This is a genomic window from Bradyrhizobium sp. SZCCHNRI1009 (assembly GCF_032487575.1).
In the GTDB taxonomy this organism is placed as follows: Bacteria; Pseudomonadota; Alphaproteobacteria; order Rhizobiales; family Xanthobacteraceae; genus Bradyrhizobium.
This window is the reverse complement of record NZ_JAUEUL010000002.1, coordinates 196,837-214,800: the sequence shown is the minus strand read 5'-3', so window position 1 is coordinate 214,800 and position 17,964 is coordinate 196,837. Positions and strand designations below refer to the sequence as shown.

Sequence of the window (17,964 nt, the reverse complement as noted above, 5' to 3'; positions counted from 1 at the left end):
TTCAGAAAGTCAGGAATCTTCCAAATGAGTTCTGATCACAGCGCGGCGCGGCTCGCGACCCGCCTGGCCTTTTTCGTCGCCGGCTTCGGCATCGCCTGCTGGGCACCGCTGGTGCCGTTTGCCAAGCAGCGGCTCGTCGTCGACGATGCGACGCTCGGCCTGCTGCTGCTCTCGCTCGGCGTGGGCTCGGTCGCATCGATGCTGGCCGCCGGACTGCTGAGCGCCCGCTATGGCAGCAAGCCTGTCGTCGTCGTCAGCGGCATCGCTCTCGCGCTGTTCCTGCCGCTGCTGGCGATCGCCGCAACGCCAGCGACGATTGCGCTCGCATTGTTCGCCTTCGGAGCGGCGCTGGGCTCGCTCGACGTCGCCGTGAACATCCAGGCGATCGACGTCGAGCGGCTGAGCGAGCGTCCGCTGATGTCGGGTTTCCATGCCCAGTTCAGCATCGGCGGCTTCGCGGGCTCCGGCGTCATGACCGCGCTGCTTGCGTTCGACGTCGCGCCGCTGCTCGGCACGCTGGCCTGCTGCGCACTCGCCTTGGCCGCGATGATCGTCGCTGCCCCACGACTGATGGCGAGCAAGCCCGCGCAAACGGGGCCTCTGCTCGTGCTTCCCCATGGCGCGGTGCTGCTGCTGGCGGCGCTCGCGGCGATCATGTTCCTGGTCGAAGGCGCGACGCTCGACTGGAGCGCGCTGCTGCTCGCCGGTTCCGGGCGCCTGCCGGCCGCACAGGCCGGACTGGGCTACATCATGTTCTCGATCGCAATGACCGCCGGGCGCCTCGTCGGGGATGCCGTGGTTGCCCGGATCGGTGATCGCGCAACGCTGTTGGGGGGCAGCGCGATCGCGATCGCCGGCTTCGTCCTGCTGCTCACGGCTCCCTTGGTTGCTGCTGCCATGGCGGGCTTTGCGCTGATCGGCCTGGGCGCGTCGAACCTCGTCCCGGTGCTGTTCCGCCGGGCCGGGGCGCAGACCGCGATGCCGGTCGGGCTGGCCGTCGCTGCCGTCACCACCGCAGGCTACTCCGGCGTGCTGCTCGGACCGGCCGGCATCGGGTTCGTCGCCGCGGCCACGAGCCTCCCGGCCGCGTTCTGGATGTTGGCCGCGCTGCTGGTGATCGTACTCTTGAGCGCACCGCTGGCCGCGCGGACACCGCCCTAGGAGCGCTGTGCGCGGCTCAGGCTCCAGCATCTCATGGCTCGACCATTCGCCTGCACGAAACGGCGACGTCTGACCGCTGAGCCGCCAATCTCACGCCGAAGCCGAACCATCTTGCAGCAGGCTCTCACGCATTTCCTGATAGCGGGCGCCGGTCTGCGGCTTGACGAACAGCGCCGCGACGATCGGATGCCGCGCCCTCAGCTCGCTTTCGATCGCCACGACGGCCCGCTCGATGTCGTCGGCGCGCTGATCGTCCGCAAACTCGATGCTCAGCGCGACGACGACCTGCTGCGGCGACAGCTGCACCGTGAGCAGCCCGTTGGCCGACTTGACGCTTTGCCTCCTGCGCGCGATGTCGAGGATCGAACGCGCCAGCTCGGGATCCGCGGGCTCGCCGATCAGGAGGCTCTTGCTCTCCCGCGCGAGCACCATCGAGGTCACCGCAAGCAGCACGCCGATCAGGATGGACCCGATGCCGTCCCATGCCGGCTGATCGAAGGCGACGGCCGCGGCCATGGCAGCAGCAGCGATGACGATGCCGATCAGGGCCGCGGTGTCTTCGAACACGACCATGAAGGCCGGCGGGTCCTTGCTGCGCCTGAACGCCTCGAGGTAGGAGAGACCCGGGGCAGCCGCACGAAAGCGTCGCACCGCCACCCACCAGGACCCAGCCTCGAAGACGAATGAGAGCGCGAGCACGATGTAGTTCACCGTCGGGTCTTCGATCGGCAGCGGATGCATCAGATGCGCGACGCCTTCGTACAGCGAGACGCCGGCGCCGAGCGCGAACAAGAGCAGCGCAACGATGAAGCTCCAGAAGTAGAGCTCACGACCATGCCCGAGCGGATGCCGTCGGTCGGGCGGACGGCTCGCGCGATGAAAGCCGTAGAGCAGCAGGAGCTCGTTCGAGGTGTCGACGACGGAGTGGATCGCCTCGCTCATCATGGCCGAGCTGCCGGTCCAGATCGCCGCGGCGATCTTGGTGCAGGCCACGAGCAGATTGCCGGCAAGCGCCGCATAGACGGCCACCCTGGAATCCGCGTTTGCCGCCATGTCGCCTGCCCGCTCTCCGCACTCGTGCGCCGGGAAACGCGAGCCGCGGGCCATCAGTTCCCGCGGTTGCGGACGTCTCCGCGCCGGCGCAGGATCCCCCGACCCGCAACGGAGCAGAGTGGCGATGGGACCGGCAGATCAGGCAAGAGACGGACAGAGGCAGGCCGACGCACAAGACCGGGACGCACATTTCCTGCGCCACAGCTTCGCCATCGCGCGCCGTGCGACGTCCAACGGCAATCATCCGTTCGGAGCCGTGCTCATCGCGGCCGACGGCCGCGTTCTGATCGAGGCCGAGAACGGCTATATGCCGGCACATGACGCCACGGCGCATGCCGAGCGGCTGGCCGCGACCCAGGCCTGCATTTCGATTGCGCCCGAAATCAGAGCGGCTGCCACCCTGTATTCGTCGGCCGAGCCATGCGCGATGTGCGCGGGCGCGATCTACTGGGCGGGCATCGGACGCGTGGTCTATGGGCTGAGCGAAGGGCGGCTGCGCGACCTCACCGGCAACCATCCGGAGAACCCGACCCTCGACCTGCCCTGCCGCGACGTGTTCGCGAGCGGCCAGCGTGCGACCGAAGTCGTCGGCCCCCTGCTGGAGGACGAAGCCGCGACGCTGCATGAGGGAGCCTGGGACAAATGAAGCAGGCGCCGCGACCGGAGGCGCGGCGCCTGCTTGCGTGGCTCGGTCGATATCAGAACTTCACGGTCACGCCTGAATACAGCGACGACTCGGTGCAGGCGCCCGTGGCGACGCGGGTGCCGCCGACTCCGGCGACGGAACAGCCGACCGCGTTGTTGTGGTCGAGGCCGAACTTGTTCTGCCAGTACCGATAGGCCACCCAGACGTCGATCATGTGGCTCTGCTTCTCGCCCCACATCGCCTTCGACGCGTCGAAGGTCAGGCGGATCGGCTCGGAGTTGAACTCGACCTTCGTCGGATAGACGCCGTTCGCGACGCTCGCCGGGAGCGGCTCGGTATCGGTGCCCTTCTTGCCGTACCAGCCGGCGCGGCCCGAGATCGAGAAGAACTGCATGCTCTCGGGCAGGAAACCGAGATCCATGTAGTAGTTGGTCTCGACCGCCCAGGTCGGCTTGAACGAGGTATTGCCGTCAGTAATGCAGGGGTTCGACCAGCCGGCGCCGCACTGTGAGAACGAGTTGTGGTTGGCGAACTCCCAATACATCAGGGGAGCGACGTTGAAATAGCCCTTGTAGGGCAGGTTGAACGCGAACTGCAGGCCGGCCACCACGTCGCGCTTGGCGGCGCCGAAATAGCGATTCTCCGTGTTGGCATCCATGCCCACCTCGAACGAGATGTTCTGCAGCGGGCCCATGGTGAAGGCCTTGGTGTTGAAGATCTGATTCCAGCCGAAGGTCGAGCGGAACAGGCCGTAGATCTCGGTCGCGCCGGCGCAGCTCGCCGGCGTGAACGCGAAGCCGGCGTTGGGCGAGACGATGCCGCCGGTCTGCGTGCACGGTCCGGCGGGATCGTTGTGGTCCGACTTGAACAGCGAGATCGTGAAGAAGTTGGTGCCGTAGCCCCAGACGTCGAAATGGGTGAACGAGTAGACCTGCTTGGCGGTCTTGGCGTTGAATGTGCCGTTGCCGTTCACGCTCCATGCACCAGGCTGGCTGGCATCGAAGATGTAGGAGTAGCTGACGCGATTGTCGACGACGAGGAAGAACGGCACCTCGGCCGGAGCCTTTTTCGCGACCGCCTTGGCGGGCAGATCAGCGGCCCCAGCGACACCGACTGACGTCAGTGCGACCGCGCCCAGCGCGACGGCCGCCGCAATTATTTGACGAAACGACATTCCGAACACCCCCAGTTGACAAGCGCAGATTCCCGACTTGCATGCACAGTTGCGCCGTTCCACCGGCCGGAGAAGCCTCAACTTTCTCCAGGACTTGCCCGCAGTTTGATCAAGGTTATGCCGTATTGCGGCGTCGACGGTGGCGGTCACGGGCGCAGCCATGGGACGATTGGCCGCGGCCGCGACGCTCCCGGATCACGATCTTGCTGCTTCACATTGCTGAAGTTTTTCCGAAAAGCGTCGCCTGGCCTCTCGCACGATTTCGCGATCACCCGTGAGCGCAAGCGCGCCATTGGACGCGCATTGCATGACGCTGCTCATCCAACGTGCAGCCTGCTGCGACCGGATCGATTTCCCGGCCAGTGTCGCAGAAGTGCCACAGAACTTCATGGGGCGCTGCGCTCGACTCGATTGCGGCCTGCGATGCCTGCAACCGACGGCGCGCTGCATTCGCCGGTCTCTGCGGATGAACCGTTGGACAAGAGTTGGGCAAAGGATGGCGCTTTTCGCCTCTTACGCGCCGCGGCAAATTAGATCACAATTGAGGCAGCTTCATTCCCCCTGCCCCATGACGCAGCAAATGCCTGACCCAGCGCCGGTCGATCCGAAATCTACGCCTCCGCTCCTGCAGACGGTCGGATTGACCAAGCGCTATGGCGACTTCGTTGCCAACGACAAGATCGACATCGAGATCCGGCCACGCGAGATTCACGCCCTGCTCGGCGAGAACGGTGCGGGGAAATCGACCCTGGTGAAGACGATCTATGGACTGGTACAGCCGAGCGCCGGCGAGTTGCGCTGGCAGGGTGAGCCGGTCCAGCTGTCCGGCCCGGCCGAAGCGCGATCCCTCGGCATCGGCATGGTGTTTCAGCATTTCTCTCTGTTCGACAACCTCACCGTGGCCGAGAACGTGGCGCTCGGGCTCGACGGCAAGGAGCCGTTCAAGGCCATGTCGGCGCGGCTCGCGGATGTCGCGCGCGATTATGGCCTGCCGCTGGATCCGAAGCGCGAGGTATGGCAATTGTCGGTCGGCGAGCGGCAGCGCATCGAGATCGTGCGCGCGCTGATGCAGAATCCGAAATTCCTGATCCTGGACGAGCCCACCGCCGTGCTGACGCCGCAGGAGGCCGACCAACTGTTCGTCGTCCTGGAGCGCCTGAAAGCGGAAGGCCGCGCTGTTCTCTACATCAGCCACAAGCTGGAAGAGGTGAAGCGGCTGTGCGACACCGCCACCATCCTTCGCGGCGGCAGGAAGGTCGCGACCTGCAATCCGAAGCTGGAGACGGCTGCCTCGCTGGCCCGCATGATGGTGGGCACCGAGATCAAGGAGGTGAAGCCGCCGGCCGAGCGGCACACCACCGTGCCGCGTCTGGTCGTCAATGATCTCACCCTCGCCCCGGGCGAGCTTCATGGCGTGGCTCTCAAGAACATTTCCTTCGAGCTGAAGGGCGGAGAGATCCTCGGCATCGCTGGTGTCGCCGGCAACGGCCAGGACGAGCTGTTTGCTGCGCTGTCCGGCGAACGCCTCGTCAAGGAGCCCGGCACGATCATCATCGACGGCCTCGCCTGCGGGAATCTCTCGATCACCCAACGGCGCAAGATGGGCGCGGCGTTCGTGCCGGAGGAGCGGCTGGGGCACGGCACCGCGCCGCGGATGCGGCTGTCCGAGAATGCGCTGCTGACCGGACACGCCGCGAGCGACATGGTCCGGCACGGCTTCATCAACGCGGCCGCGACGTTGCGGACGGTCGATCTGACGACCGAGACATTCGACGTCCGCAAGGCCAAGCGGGATCCGGAGGCGGCGAGCCTGTCCGGCGGCAACCTGCAGAAGTTCGTCGTCGGCCGCGAGATCCTGCGCACGCCGGCGGTGCTGGTCGTCAACCAGCCGACCTGGGGCGTCGACGCCGGCGCCGCCGCGATCATCCGCCAGGCGCTGATCGATCTCGCCAGCGCCGGCGCTGCCGTCCTCGTCACCAGCCAGGACCTCGACGAACTGATCGAGATCGCCGACCGCATCGCGGTGATGTTTCATGGACACTTGTCGGAGGCGCTGCCGCGCGCCGAGGCCACGCGGGAGAGGCTCGGCCTGTTGATGGGCGGCGCCAGCCTCGAGAAGGAGGCGGCGCATGCAGCTCGTGCTTGAGAAGCGCGCCGAGCGTTCGCGCACCATCGCGCTGGTTTCGCCGCTGATCGCGATCGGACTGACACTCGTCACGATGAGCGTGCTGTTCGCCGTGCTCGGCAAGAACCCGATCACCGCGCTCGGCGTCTACTTCGTCGCGCCGCTCACCGACGGCTATTCGCTGCAGGAGATCGCGGTGAAAGCGACGCCATTGGTGATGATCGCGATCGGTCTGTCGCTGTGCTACCTCGCCAACGCCTGGAACATCGGCGCCGAAGGCCAGTTCCTGATCGGCGCCGTTGCCGGCAGCTGGATCGCGGTCAAGACGCAAGGCACCGAGGCCGGACATTGGGTGCTGCCGGCGATGCTGGTCGCAGGCGCCGCAGCCGGCGCCCTCTACGCGCTGATCCCGGCGCTGTGCCGCGTCAAGTTCGGCGCCAGCGAGATCCTCACAAGCCTGATGCTGGTCTATGTCGCCGATCTCCTGCTCGACTATCTCGTCCGCGGCCCCTGGCGCGATCCCGCCGGCTTCAACTTCCCCACCACGGCGGAGTTCGACCCGGTCGCCACCGTGCCGGTGCTGATCGAGGGCGGACGCCTGCATCTCGGCAGCGTCATCGCGCTGCTCGTCGTTGCAGGCGCCTTCGTGCTGCTCGAGCGCACCATCAAGGGGTTCGAGATCCGCGTCGTCGGCGCGGCCCCCCGCGCGGCACGCTTCGGCGGCTTCAACGCCAACCAGCTCATCCTCCTGACATTCGCGGTGTCCGGCGCATTGGCCGGTCTCGCAGGGATCATCGAGGTGGCGGGCCCCATCGGACATCTGCAACCAGGCATCTCGCCGGGCTATGGCTTCACCGCGATCATCGTGGCCTTCCTGGGGCGGCTCAATCCAGTTGGAATATTCATTGCAGGGCTCTTCCTCGCATTGACATTCATTGGCGGCGAGCAGGCCCAGATCACGATGAAGATTCCACTCGATGTGACCAAGGTGTTCCAGGGCATCCTGCTGTTCTACGTGCTCGCCTGCGATTCCCTCATCCTCTACCGTTTCAAGCTCGTCTTCGCCGCGCGGCAGGTGCAAAGTGGTGCTGGTTGAAGCAATCATCCTGTCGGTGCTCGCCGCATCGACGCCGCTGCTGCTGGCGGCCACCGGTGAGCTGGTCACCGAGCGCTCGGGCGTGCTCAACCTCGGCGTCGAGGGCATGATGATCGTCGGCGCGGCCTGCGGCTTCGGCGGGGCCTGGCTGTCCGGCTCGATCGTCGTCGGCGCATTGTGCGGCATCGTCGCCGGCATGCTGATGTCACTGATCTTCGCGTTCATGACCCTTGGCCTCGCCGTCAATCAGGTGGCCACGGGCCTCGCGCTGACCATCCTCGGCATCGGTCTCTCCGGCCTGATCGGCGCGCGCTTCGTCGGCGAGCGCATCGGCACCGCGCCGCACCTCTCCATTCCCGGCCTCAGCGACATTCCGCTGGTCGGCCGCATCCTGTTCGGCGAGGACGCGTTCGTCTATCTGTCGCTCGCGCTGATCATCGCCGTCTGGTGGTTCCTGTACCGCACCCGTGCCGGCCTGGTGCTGCGCGCCTGCGGCGACAACCATGTCTCCGCCCACGCGCTCGGCTATCCCGTGCTGCGCATCCGTTTGCTCGCGGTGCTGTTCGGCGGCGGCTGCGCCGGGCTCGCCGGCGCCTATCTGCCGCTGGCCTATACGCCTTTCTTCATTCCCGGCATGACCGCGGGACGCGGCTGGATCGCGCTGGCGCTGGTCGTGTTTGCATCCTGGCGACCGGGCCGCCTTGTCGTCGGCGCCTATCTGTTCGGCGCGGTGACGATCCTGCAGCTCCATGCGCAGGGTGCGGGCGTGGGCATCCCCTCGCAGTTCATGTCGGCGCTGCCCTATCTCGCCACGGTGATCGTGCTGGTGCTGCTGTCGCGCGCCCGCACCGGCGGCTCCACTGCGCCGGCGGCGCTGGGGACGGTGTTCGTGCCGGATCGCTGAAGCAATCATCCGGAGCGCCAGCGATGGGGCGCGGCGCTCTGGCTCACGAGGTTTCCCCCGATTGTTTGGAGGCATGGACGATGATGAAAAGGCTTCTGGGGGCTGCCGTTGCGCTGGTACTGGCGGGAAGCATCGCCGGCGTGGCGCACGCCGCCGACAAGCTGAAGGTCGGCTTCATTTATCTCGGACCGATCGGCGACCTCGGCTGGACCTATCAGCATGAGCTCGCGCGCCAGGCGCTGGTGAAGGAGCTCGGCGACAAGATCGAGACGACCTATCTGGAGAACGTACCGGAAGGCCCGGACGCCGAGCGCGCCATCGAGCAGTTGGTCCGCGCCGGCAACAAGCTGATCTTCACGACCTCGTTCGGCTACATGGATCCGACCCTGAAGGTCGCCAAGAAGTATCCCAACGTGCATTTCGAGCATGCCACGGGCTACAAGCGCGACAAGAACATGTCGACCTATTCGGCGCGCTGGTATCAGGGCCGCTACATCCAGGGCATCATCGCCGGCAAGATGTCGAAGGCAGGCGTGCTCGGCTATATCGGCTCGTTCCCGATCCCCGAGGTCATCTCCGGCATCAACGCCACGATCATCGGCGCGCAGACGGTCAATCCGAACATCAAGGTCAAGATCATCTGGGCCAACACCTGGTTCGACCCGGGTAAGGAAGCCGACGCCGCCAAGGCGCTGATCGACCAGGGCGCCGACATCATCATGCAGCACACCGACAGCCCGGCTGCCATGCAGATCGCGGCCGAGCGCGGCAAGCTCGCCTTCGGCCAGGACTCAGAGATGATCAAGTTCGGCCCCAAGGCGCAGCTCACCTCGATCCTCGACACCTGGGGCCCCTACTACATCGCGCGCGTCAAGGCCGAGCTCGACGGCACCTGGAAATCGGAGGACACCTGGGGCGGCCTCGATTCCAAGATGTTCGAGATGGCGCCCTATACCAACATGCCTGACGACGTGAAGAAGCTGGCCGAGGAGACGCAGGCCGCGATCACCGCCGGCAAGCTGCACCCGTTCAAGTGCCCCGTGCTCGGCCAGGATGGCAAGGAGATCGAGTGCAAGGGCGGCGACCATCTCGCCGATGGACAGATTCTCGGCATGAACTTCTACGTCAAGGGCGTCGACGACAAGGTGCCGGGCAAGTAGACGCAGTACACCGCTAGAACTCTCCCCCACAAGTCGGGGAGAGTTCTCGAGCGAATATTTTCCAACGCTGCGCGCTTCACCCTCCCCGCATGGCCCTGGCTGCCGCGCTGTGCCGATCGATCAGCCCGCCGACGTCCAGTCCCGGAATTGCGCCGTCGACCACGGTCCAACGGCCGCCGACCATGACGCGATCGGCGCGGTGCGCGCCGCATAGCACCAGCGCCGCGATCGGATCGCCTGCACCCGAGAAGCGCAGCTCGTCGAGCTTGAACAGCGCGAGGTCGGCGGCCTTGCCCAGCGCGATCTCGCCGAGCTCTGGCCGGCCGACGCAGGCGGCCGAGCCCTTGGTCGCCCAGCGCAGCGCATCCTTGTGGCTGATCCGGCCAACGCCATAGCGCGCCCGCTGCAGCAGGAATGCGGCACGAACCTCCTGCATCAGGTTGGAGCCGTCGTTCGACGCCGAGCCGTCGACGCCGAGGCCGATCCCGACGCCCGCCTCCTCCATCTCGCACACCGGACAGCAGCCGGAGGCAAGCAACTGGTTCGAGCAGGCGCAATGGCTGATCGTGGTCCTGGCCTTGCCGAGCCGCTTCATCTCCTCGGCATTGAAGAAGATGCCGTGCGCCAGCCAGGTGCGCGGGCCGAGCCAGCCGTTCTTCTCGAGATAGTCCAGCGGACGGCAGCCGAACATCTGCTCGCAGAAGCGGTTCTCATCCTCCGTCTCGGCGAGATGCGTGTGCAGCCGCACGTCGAGCTTATCGGCAAGCGCAGCGGTCTTCTGCATCAGCGATCCCGTCACCGAGAACGGCGAGCACGGCGCCAGCGCGATCTGCACCATCGCATCGGGTCCGCGCTCGTGATAGGTCGTGACCACGCGCGCGCTGTCGGCGAGGATCGTGTCCTCGTCCTGCACCACGCTGTCCGGTGGCAGTCCGCCGTCGCGCTCCGACAGGTTCATCGAGCCGCGGGTCAGCAGCACACGGATGCCGAGCCGCTTCGCCACCGCGACCTCGATGCCGACGGCATCTTCGAGCCCGGCGGGGAAAACGTAGTGATGATCGGTCGTGGTCGTGCAGCCCGACAGCATCAGTTCGGCCATCGCGACCGTGACCGCCGCATCCAACGCCTCCGGCGTCAGCTTCGCCCAGATCGGATAGAGCGCCTTGAGCCAGGGGAACAGCTCGCGGTCCATCGCAGCCGGCAGCGCGCGCGTCAGCGTCTGGTAGAAGTGATGGTGCGTGTTGATCAGACCAGGGATGACGACATGCGCGCTCGCATCATAGGCCACCGCGCCCGCAGTCGCCGGCTCGGCACCGGCAGGCACCAGCTCGACGATGCGACCGTCCTTGACGACGACACCGCGCGTGGCGCCCTCGGCGAGAATGGCGAGCGGGTCCTTGATCCAGATCGGCGTCGTGCTCATGGCTGCCTCGTCTCGGTGATTGGGCGCTTGCATGTGCCGGTAGCTTGCAAGCGGAAGGCCAGCGTCATCCTATTGCCAGTTGGCGCTGGTCTTGCAAGGATTCCACCCGCGACAGGCTGCGCCCACGAGCTGGCATCACCATGGACCTGAACACCATCACGGAGGTCGTGCGCCCGAGAACGCGGGCCGAACTGCCCGCCTGGCAGGCAGGCGACGCCTGGCTGGCCGGCGGCACGTGGCTGTTCTCGGAACCGCAGGCGCGCCTGTCGCGGCTGATCGATCTCAGCGATCTCGCCTGGACGCCTCTCGGCATCAGCGATCAGGGCCTGTGCATCGCCGCGACCTGCAGCGTCGCCGCGCTGGACGGGCTGTCCTGCCCGGCCGAGTGGGTCGCGGCGCCGTTGATCGATCAATGCTGCCGCGCGTTCCTGGCTTCGTTCAAGATCTGGAAGACGGCGACCGTCGGCGGCAATCTCTGCATGTCGCTGCCGGCCGGGCCGATGATCTCGCTGCTCGCCGCGCTCGAGGGCATTTGCTTGATATGGAAGAATGACGGAGGCGAGCAGCGCGTCCCCGTCGCCGATTTCGTCACCGGCAACAACAGCAACGTGCTCGCGCCCGGAGATCTGCTGCGGCAGATCGACATTCCGCTGGCCGCGCTGAAGCGCCGCGGCGCTTTCCGCCAGATCGCGCTGACGCCGGTCGGGCGCTCCGGCGCACTGCTGATCGGCACGTCGGGCCGCGACGGCGACCTGCTGCTCACCGTGACCGGATCGACCATCAAGCCGCAGCAACTGCGCTTTGCCAGCATGCCCGACGCGACCACGTTGCGCGCCGGCCTGCTCGTCGAAATTCCAGATGCGTCGTACCACGACGATGTTCATGGCAAGCCTGCCTGGCGCAAGGCGATGACCCTGCGCCTCGCTGAGGAGATTCGCGCCGAGCTCGCGGACTTCAGGCCATGAGCGTGATCGTCAATGGCAGGGAAGTCGACACCGCGCCGCGCGCCGGACAATGCCTGCGGACCCTTCTGCGCGACACCGGCCATTTCGGCGTCAAGAAGGGCTGCGACGCCGGCGACTGCGGTGCCTGCACCGTGCTGCTCGACGGCGAACCGGTGCATAGCTGCCTGATCCCCGCCTTTCGCGCCGAGGGCAAGGCGGTCACGACCGTGGAAGGTCTCGCCGCCGATGACGACCTGCATCCGATGCAGCAGGCCTTCCTCGATGCGCAGGCGTTCCAATGCGGCTTCTGCACCGCCGGCATGATCGTCACCTGTGCCTCGCTGAATCAGGCGCAGAAGAAGGATCTCGGCGCGGCGCTGAAGGGCAATCTGTGCCGCTGCACCGGCTATCGCGCCATCGAGGACGCGCTGCTCGGCCACGTTCACGTCGAGCAGGTCGCGGCCGGCGAAGCCTTCGGGCGCAGCCTGCCCGCCCCTGCCGGCCCCGACGTGGTGCGCGGCCGGGCGCGCTATACTTTCGATACCACGATCGACGGCCTGCTGCACGTCAAGCTCGCGCGCTCGCCGCACGCGCATGCGCGCATCGTCGGCATCGACAAGAGGGCCGCGCTGGCAGTACCTGGCGTGCATGCCGTGCTGACGCACGAGGATGCGCCGGCGACGCTGTTCTCGACCGCGCGCCATGAGCAGGCCTGGATGGATCCGGCGGACACCCGCGTGCTCGACGACGTCGTCCGCTTCATCGGCCAGAAGGTCGCGGCCGTCGTCGCCAAGACCGAGGCCGCGGCCGAAGAGGCCTGCCGGCGCCTCGTCGTCGACTACGAGATCCTGCCTGCCGTGGTCGATCCCGCTGACGCGATTACGCCCGGTGCGCCGATCATTCACGCCGGCCGCGGCAGCGAACATCGCATCGCCGACGTCGGCCGCAACATCGTCGCCGAGACCCACGGCGAGTTCGGCGACGTCGCCGCCGCGCTGGCGTCGGCCGCCGCGAGCTATGAACGCACCTTCACCACGCAGCGCGTGCAGCACGCCGCGCTGGAAACGCATGGCGGTCTCGCTTGGCTCGACGACGACGGCGTGCTCACCCTGCGTTCCAGCACACAGGTGCCGTTTCTGACGAAGCGGGCGCTGTGCGAGATCTTCGACCTCAAGCCCGACAAGGTGCGCGTGTTCTGCGAGCGCGTCGGCGGCGGCTTCGGCGGCAAGCAGGAGATGTTCGTCGAGGATATCCTGGTGCTGGCGGCGCTGAAGACAAGGCGGCCGGTGAAGCTCGAATTCACCCGGGAGGAGCAGTTCATCGCCACCTCGACGCGGCATCCGATGCGCGTCACCGTCAAGGCCGGGGCCGACAAGGATGGCAAGCTGACGGCGCTGCAGCTCGACGTGCTCTCCAACACCGGCGCCTATGGCAATCACGCCGGGCCCGTGCTGTTCCATGCCTGCGCCGGGTCGATCTCGGTGTACAATTGTCCGAACAAGAAGGTCGACGGGATCGCCGTCTATACCAACACGGTGCCGGCCGGCGCCTATCGCGGCTACGGCCTGCCGCAAACCACCTTCGCGGTCGAAGCCGCGATCGACGAGCTTGCGCGGCAGCTCGGCATCGACGCGTTCGAGATGCGACGCCGCAACATCATCAGGCCCGGAGATCCCATGCTGGCGCCGCCGGCATCCGGGCATAGCGACGTGCTGTACGGCTCCTACGGGCTCGACCAGTGCCTCGATCTGGTCGAGCGCGCCATGGCCGAGGCCACGCCGACGCCGGAGCTGTCGGCCGAGTGGCTGAAGGGCGACGGCATCGCGCTGACGATGATCGACACCGTGCCGCCCGACGGCCACTTCGCCGACGCCGTGATCAGCCTGCGCGACGACGGCGGCTTCGTGCTCACCGTCGGCACCGCCGAGTTCGGCAACGGCACCAGCACGGTGCATCGCCAGATCGCCGCGACCGTGCTCGGTACCACCGTCGATCGCATCAGCCTCAGACAGTCCGACACCGCCCATGGCGGCCACGACACGGGCGCCTATGGCTCGACCGGCACCTTCGTCGCGGGACGCGCGACCCAGGCGGCGGCGGAGGCGTTGGCCGAGACGATCAAGCGGTTCGCCTCCGACAGGTGGAACGTCGCTCCCGGCGCCTGCGTGATCGCCGATGATGCAATCACCTGTGGCGCACATCGTCTCGCTTTCGCCGAACTCGCCAAGGCCAGCGGCGCGCCGCTCACCGCGAGCGGTAATTCGCAGGGCACGCCGCGCTCGGTCGCGTTCAACGTCCAGGGTTTTCGTGTCGCCGTGAACAAGGGGACCGGAGAGGTCAGGATCCTCAAGAGCGTCCAGGCCGCGGACGCCGGCCAGGTCGCCAACCCGATGCAGTGCCGCGGCCAGATCGAGGGCGGCGTGGCGCAAGCGCTCGGCGCCGCGCTGTACGAGGAGATCGTGATCGACGACACCGGCCGCGTGATCAATCCGCGCTTCCGCGACTATCATCTGCCGTCCTATGCCGACGTTCCGCGCACCGAGGTGCTGTTTGCCGATACCCACGACACGATCGGCCCGCTGGGGGCGAAGTCGATGAGCGAGAGCCCGTACAATCCGGTCGCCGCCGCGCTCGGTAACGCGATCCGCGCCGCGACCGGCATCCGCTTCACGGCCGCGCCGTTCAAGCCGGACCGGCTGTTTCCGCAGTTGCAGGAAAAGTTCGGCGAATGAGGCGGTCTGGGGAAACGGCTGCGCTATGGCTTGGGTCGGCGATCGTACGACCAGCCGAACAGCCCGCTCCGCTGGGTCTCGGGCTCTGGTTCCGCAGCCGGCTCCGACGGCTGGGCGGCCGCCTGTGGCGGGGCGGCGGGAGCGACCGGCTTCGGGATGCTCTCGCATTTCATCGCATAGACCAGCTTGCCGTCCTCGGTGCGTCCGATCGGCGCGCAGGCATCGGCGCGCTTGGCCGTGCTCTGCTTGGGGGCGGTCTGCGCCATCGCCAGAGGCACACCAGCGAACTGTCCCAGCACCAGCATGATCAGAACCAGTCTCGTCATCCCGCCCCGTCCCGCTTGTCAGACCGCCACATTGAACGCAATCGCGCCGCCGGAGTCCACTGCGTCACGCGCACATGGCAGCTAATCTGTTGTGCACCGACTGCCACAGCGACGTGCTGGAAATCAGATGCGATCGATGCCACAGATGAGACGCAGGCACTCGGCTCTGGACTTGCCCTGTCGAAGGAGATGAGCGCGCGATGTGGGCCTCGATCATATCGGAATGGCTGAGCCTGATCTTCCGCTGGCTGCACGTGATCGCCGCGGTCGCCTGGATCGGCAGCTCGTTCTACTTCATCGCGCTCGATCTCAGCCTGAAGCCGCGGCAAGGCCCGCCGACCGGCGTGATGGGCGAGGCCTGGCAGGTGCACGGCGGCGGCTTCTACCACATCGTCAAATATCTGGTGGCGCCGGCGCAGATGCCGGGCGAGCTGACCTGGTTCAAATGGGAGGCCTACACCACCTGGCTGTCCGGCTTCGTGCTGATGATCGTGGTGTACTATCTCAACGCCGACCTGTTCCTGGTCGACAAATCGATCCTCGACCTCACGCCCCTCCAGGCCGGCCTGTTCAGCTTCGGCTCGCTGGCGCTGGCGTGGCTGCTCTACGAGGCCGCCTGCCGCAGCGGCCTCGCCCGGCACGAGCTGCCGTTCGCGATCGGCGGCTACGTCTTTCTCGTCGCGCTCACCTACGCCTTCACCCATGTGCTGAGCGGCCGCGGCGCCTTCAACCAGATCGGCGCGATCATCGGTACCATCATGGTCGCCAACGTGTTTGCCGTGATCATCCCCAACCAGAAGAAGATCGTCGCCGCGCTGCTCGCAGGCCAAGCGCCGGACCCCAGGCTCGGCAAGGCCGGCAAGGAGCGTTCGGTCCACAACAACTATCTGACCCTGCCGGTGGTGGTGCTGATGATCAGCAACCACTATCCGCTCCTGTTCGGCACCCGCTACAACTGGGCGATCGTCGCCATCGTGCTCGCGCTCGGCCCGGTGATACGCCATTTCTTCAACGAGCGTCACAAGGGTCATCCGTCGCCATGGTGGGTGTGGGGCGTCGCAGCCGCGGGCATGATCGGCATCCTGCTGCTGTCCGCAGCGGGCCCTCGCGACGCCAAGGCGGCCACGAGCGCGCCGCCACGCTTCGCGCAGGTCGAGGAGATCGTGACCTCCCGCTGCAGCATGTGCCACGCCGCCGAGCCCGTATGGGACGGCATCGTCACGGCGCCCAGGGGCGTGCGGCTCGACACTGCCGACGACATCCAGCGCAACGCGCGGCTGATCGCACGCAACGCCGCGTGGTCGAGCGCCATGCCGCCCGGCAACATCACCGAGATCACCGGCGAGGAGCGCGCCGTGCTCGCGGCGTGGGCCGGTGCGCAATAGCGGTCGCAGTTGCCGCCGGCATGACGACCGCTGCTTTGCCTCCCCGAGGCAGTCTGTGGGGCGGGCAAAGGCGCGCCAGCGCGGTCCGCGCAATGCGCCGCCATGTCTCGATGGTAGCGCAGTTAGTTGCGCTGCGGCCCGCAAGCGCTTCGCTGTGCGGCTGACAGCTCCGCTCATCGCGCGCGCGGCAATGGATGCTCGCTCGGTTCCCCACGACGATTGCGTGAAGCCGGCACAAGGACAACCGGATTTTCGCAACGCGGAGTTGAACTGCGATGCATGCGACGACGATTGAGCTGGAGCACATCCGATTGTCGTCATGAGCTTGCGGCAAAATTTACCACCCGTTGGGACGCGGCTTGGCTGCAGAAAACATGGCGCTAGAGTGGCGCCCACAATCAGCTCTCAGCGAAACGCCCCATCATGTCGATCTCCGTCAAAGGCCGGCTGGCCATTGTCGCGCTCATCGCGCTTGCCTGCTTCGCAAGCTCGGTACTGAAGCTCTATCTGGGGCTGCTGTGCATCTCGCTGCTTTTGAGCTTTGCCGTGGTCGGCGTCGTGGCCCGGCTGGTCGAAGGGATCGTCATCAGGCGCGACCGGAGCAGCGAGCGACGGCTGGCACATCGCAGCGATCGCTCCGCTCGCGTCGACGAAACGCAGCCGCTGTCGATGACGACGATGGATCATGTCGACACGCCATCGCCGGCCGAACCCGCGCGATGAGCGGGATTCTCCGTCTGGCGATCGCGCGCTGACGAACAGGGATACCGCACATCGGAGAATGGCAATGGTGCTACGAGTTCGACCGCTGGAACGGCGACGACCAGATCATCCTTCCGAACCAGCCGATTGCGGACGCGACGACGCCGTGCTCGGTGGCGACACATCGGAAGAGCAGCACGTGGCCGTTCAAATCGCCGCGCTGATCGCCTCGATACGCCGGCTGTACCTCATCCCTTCGTCCGCTTCCGCTTCGCCTCGAGAGCGCTCAGATAGGTAGCCATCATCTCGGGCAGCGCTGCGACGACGACATCGCGGCTGCGCGGATCCTGCTCGCGCGTGAACAGCAGTGTCCCGAGCACGACGGCATCGAGCGTCGTGGCCGCCTGCCTGCCGAGTTCGTCGCCGAGCCTGGCGCGCATGACGCGGTCGATGACGACCCTGAACTCGGCGTGCATGGTCTGGTCGTGCAGATCGAGCGTCGCCAGCGCATCGGGGTGGCGAACGAAGTAGCGGATCGCCCAGCCAATCAACTGCTCGATGACCTGCGGCGGCGACATCGCCGCCCATTCCGCATCGCTTCGCTGCACCACGCGGTCGAACGCCGGCTGCAGCTCGGCATCGTGACGCTCGGCGAGTGCATCGAGCATCTGATCCTTGTCACGGAAGAAGTGATAGACCGAGCCGATCGACGCGCCGGCGCGCTGGGCCGCGGCATGCATGCTGACGGCACCGATCCCGGACTCGGCGATGATGGCGGCTGTCGCGTCGAGCAACTGCTCGCGGCGCTCACGGCCACGCGCCTGCCGCGGCGCACGTGATGTCGTGCGCACGGGGGCATTCAGGTCGGTCGCAGCTTTGCGTCGCACGTTCGCGTCATGCCTTGGCTCGCCGCGGCGGCAGCGCTGGCCGATGTCCCAACGGGAGCGCCCGGGCAACCCGCACAGGGGGAATTCGAAACCGCCACGAGAATGTTACTAGACGAATTATTCTAGATTTGATTGTCTAATTCACGCACTGTCAAGAGGACGGTGTTCAACTTTCGCGTGAACCTGCTTGCCTGCAACGGCGGGCGGGTTTTGCGGGCTGCTGACGACCAACAGGTGCTTTCCGGT

The 17,964-nt window shown here is 66.6% G+C and carries 15 protein-coding genes; 10 read left to right on the top strand and 5 right to left on the bottom strand.

The annotated features are described in order from the left end of the window. The first annotated feature begins 24 nt into the window (after positions 1-24). Complete coding sequence (locus tag QX010_RS04525) at positions 25-1,161, top strand: MFS transporter (RefSeq protein ID WP_316177894.1); 1,137 nt, start codon at positions 25-27, stop codon at positions 1,159-1,161. Between the two features lie 90 nt (positions 1,162-1,251). On the opposite strand, the gene QX010_RS04520 is transcribed toward QX010_RS04525, so the two are convergent. Next, the gene (locus QX010_RS04520) at positions 1,252-2,214 is read right to left on the bottom strand and encodes a cation diffusion facilitator family transporter (RefSeq protein ID WP_315804408.1); all 963 of its coding nucleotides are present in this window, start codon (positions 2,212-2,214) and stop codon (positions 1,252-1,254) included. A gap of 124 nt (positions 2,215-2,338) precedes the next feature. Here QX010_RS04520 and QX010_RS04515 point away from each other — a divergent pair, with 124 nt between their 5' ends. After that, positions 2,339-2,860, top strand: a complete 522-nt coding sequence (locus QX010_RS04515; RefSeq protein ID WP_315804407.1) for a nucleoside deaminase — start codon at positions 2,339-2,341, stop codon at positions 2,858-2,860. A gap of 52 nt (positions 2,861-2,912) precedes the next feature. Here the strand turns inward: QX010_RS04515 and QX010_RS04510 are convergent, their stop codons facing one another. Further along, entirely contained in the window at positions 2,913-4,034 is a 1,122-nt protein-coding gene (locus QX010_RS04510; protein ID WP_316177893.1) for a hypothetical protein, read from the bottom strand. A gap of 580 nt (positions 4,035-4,614) precedes the next feature. Between QX010_RS04510 and QX010_RS04505 the strand changes: the two genes are divergently transcribed. The 4 genes from QX010_RS04505 (at position 4,615) to QX010_RS04490 (ending at position 9,319) form a co-directional block, all read left to right on the top strand. Continuing rightward, positions 4,615-6,180 carry an ABC transporter ATP-binding protein gene (locus tag QX010_RS04505; RefSeq protein WP_316177892.1) on the top strand — a complete coding sequence of 522 codons (1,566 nt, stop codon included), beginning with the start codon at positions 4,615-4,617 and terminating at the stop codon, positions 6,178-6,180. After that, positions 6,164-7,255 (top strand): ABC transporter permease, encoded by a 1,092-nt coding sequence (locus QX010_RS04500; RefSeq protein WP_316177891.1) that lies wholly within the window; start codon positions 6,164-6,166, stop codon positions 7,253-7,255. The genes QX010_RS04505 and QX010_RS04500 overlap by 17 nt, the downstream gene beginning before the upstream one ends. Beyond that, the gene (locus QX010_RS04495; RefSeq protein WP_316177890.1) at positions 7,242-8,159 is read left to right on the top strand and encodes an ABC transporter permease; all 918 of its coding nucleotides are present in this window, start codon (positions 7,242-7,244) and stop codon (positions 8,157-8,159) included. Before QX010_RS04500 ends, QX010_RS04495 begins: the two co-directional genes overlap by 14 nt. A gap of 80 nt (positions 8,160-8,239) precedes the next feature. Beyond that, a complete protein-coding gene (locus tag QX010_RS04490; RefSeq protein ID WP_315804403.1) occupies positions 8,240-9,319 on the top strand; it encodes a BMP family ABC transporter substrate-binding protein in 1,080 nt (359 codons plus the stop codon). Positions 9,320-9,395: 76 nt separating this feature from the next. On the opposite strand, the gene QX010_RS04485 is transcribed toward QX010_RS04490, so the two are convergent. Further along, positions 9,396-10,742 (bottom strand): 8-oxoguanine deaminase, encoded by a 1,347-nt coding sequence (locus QX010_RS04485; RefSeq protein ID WP_315804402.1) that lies wholly within the window; start codon positions 10,740-10,742, stop codon positions 9,396-9,398. Between the two features lie 140 nt (positions 10,743-10,882). Between QX010_RS04485 and QX010_RS04480 the strand changes: the two genes are divergently transcribed. Further along, positions 10,883-11,707, top strand: coding sequence for an FAD binding domain-containing protein (locus QX010_RS04480; protein ID WP_316177889.1), 825 nt, complete (start codon positions 10,883-10,885; stop codon positions 11,705-11,707). Next, positions 11,704-14,418: a molybdopterin-dependent oxidoreductase gene (locus QX010_RS04475; RefSeq protein WP_316177888.1), complete on the top strand. Its 2,715-nt coding sequence runs from the start codon at positions 11,704-11,706 to the stop codon at positions 14,416-14,418. The genes QX010_RS04480 and QX010_RS04475 overlap by 4 nt, the downstream gene beginning before the upstream one ends. A 23-nt stretch (positions 14,419-14,441) precedes the next feature. Here QX010_RS04475 and QX010_RS04470 read toward each other — a convergent pair whose 3' ends face one another. Next, positions 14,442-14,744, bottom strand: a complete 303-nt coding sequence (locus QX010_RS04470; protein ID WP_315804399.1) for a hypothetical protein — start codon at positions 14,742-14,744, stop codon at positions 14,442-14,444. A 200-nt stretch (positions 14,745-14,944) separates the two neighbouring features. Between QX010_RS04470 and QX010_RS04465 the strand changes: the two genes are divergently transcribed. After that, on the top strand, positions 14,945-16,129 hold the full coding sequence (locus tag QX010_RS04465; protein ID WP_316177887.1) for a urate hydroxylase PuuD: 1,185 nt from the start codon (positions 14,945-14,947) through the stop codon (positions 16,127-16,129). 423 nt (positions 16,130-16,552) lie between these two features. Next, positions 16,553-16,852, top strand: a complete 300-nt coding sequence (locus tag QX010_RS04460) for a hypothetical protein (RefSeq protein ID WP_315804397.1) — start codon at positions 16,553-16,555, stop codon at positions 16,850-16,852. Between the two features lie 227 nt (positions 16,853-17,079). Here QX010_RS04460 and QX010_RS04455 read toward each other — a convergent pair whose 3' ends face one another. Next, positions 17,080-17,718, bottom strand: a complete 639-nt coding sequence (locus QX010_RS04455) for a TetR/AcrR family transcriptional regulator (protein WP_315804396.1) — start codon at positions 17,716-17,718, stop codon at positions 17,080-17,082. Between the last annotated feature and the right edge of the window lie 246 nt (positions 17,719-17,964).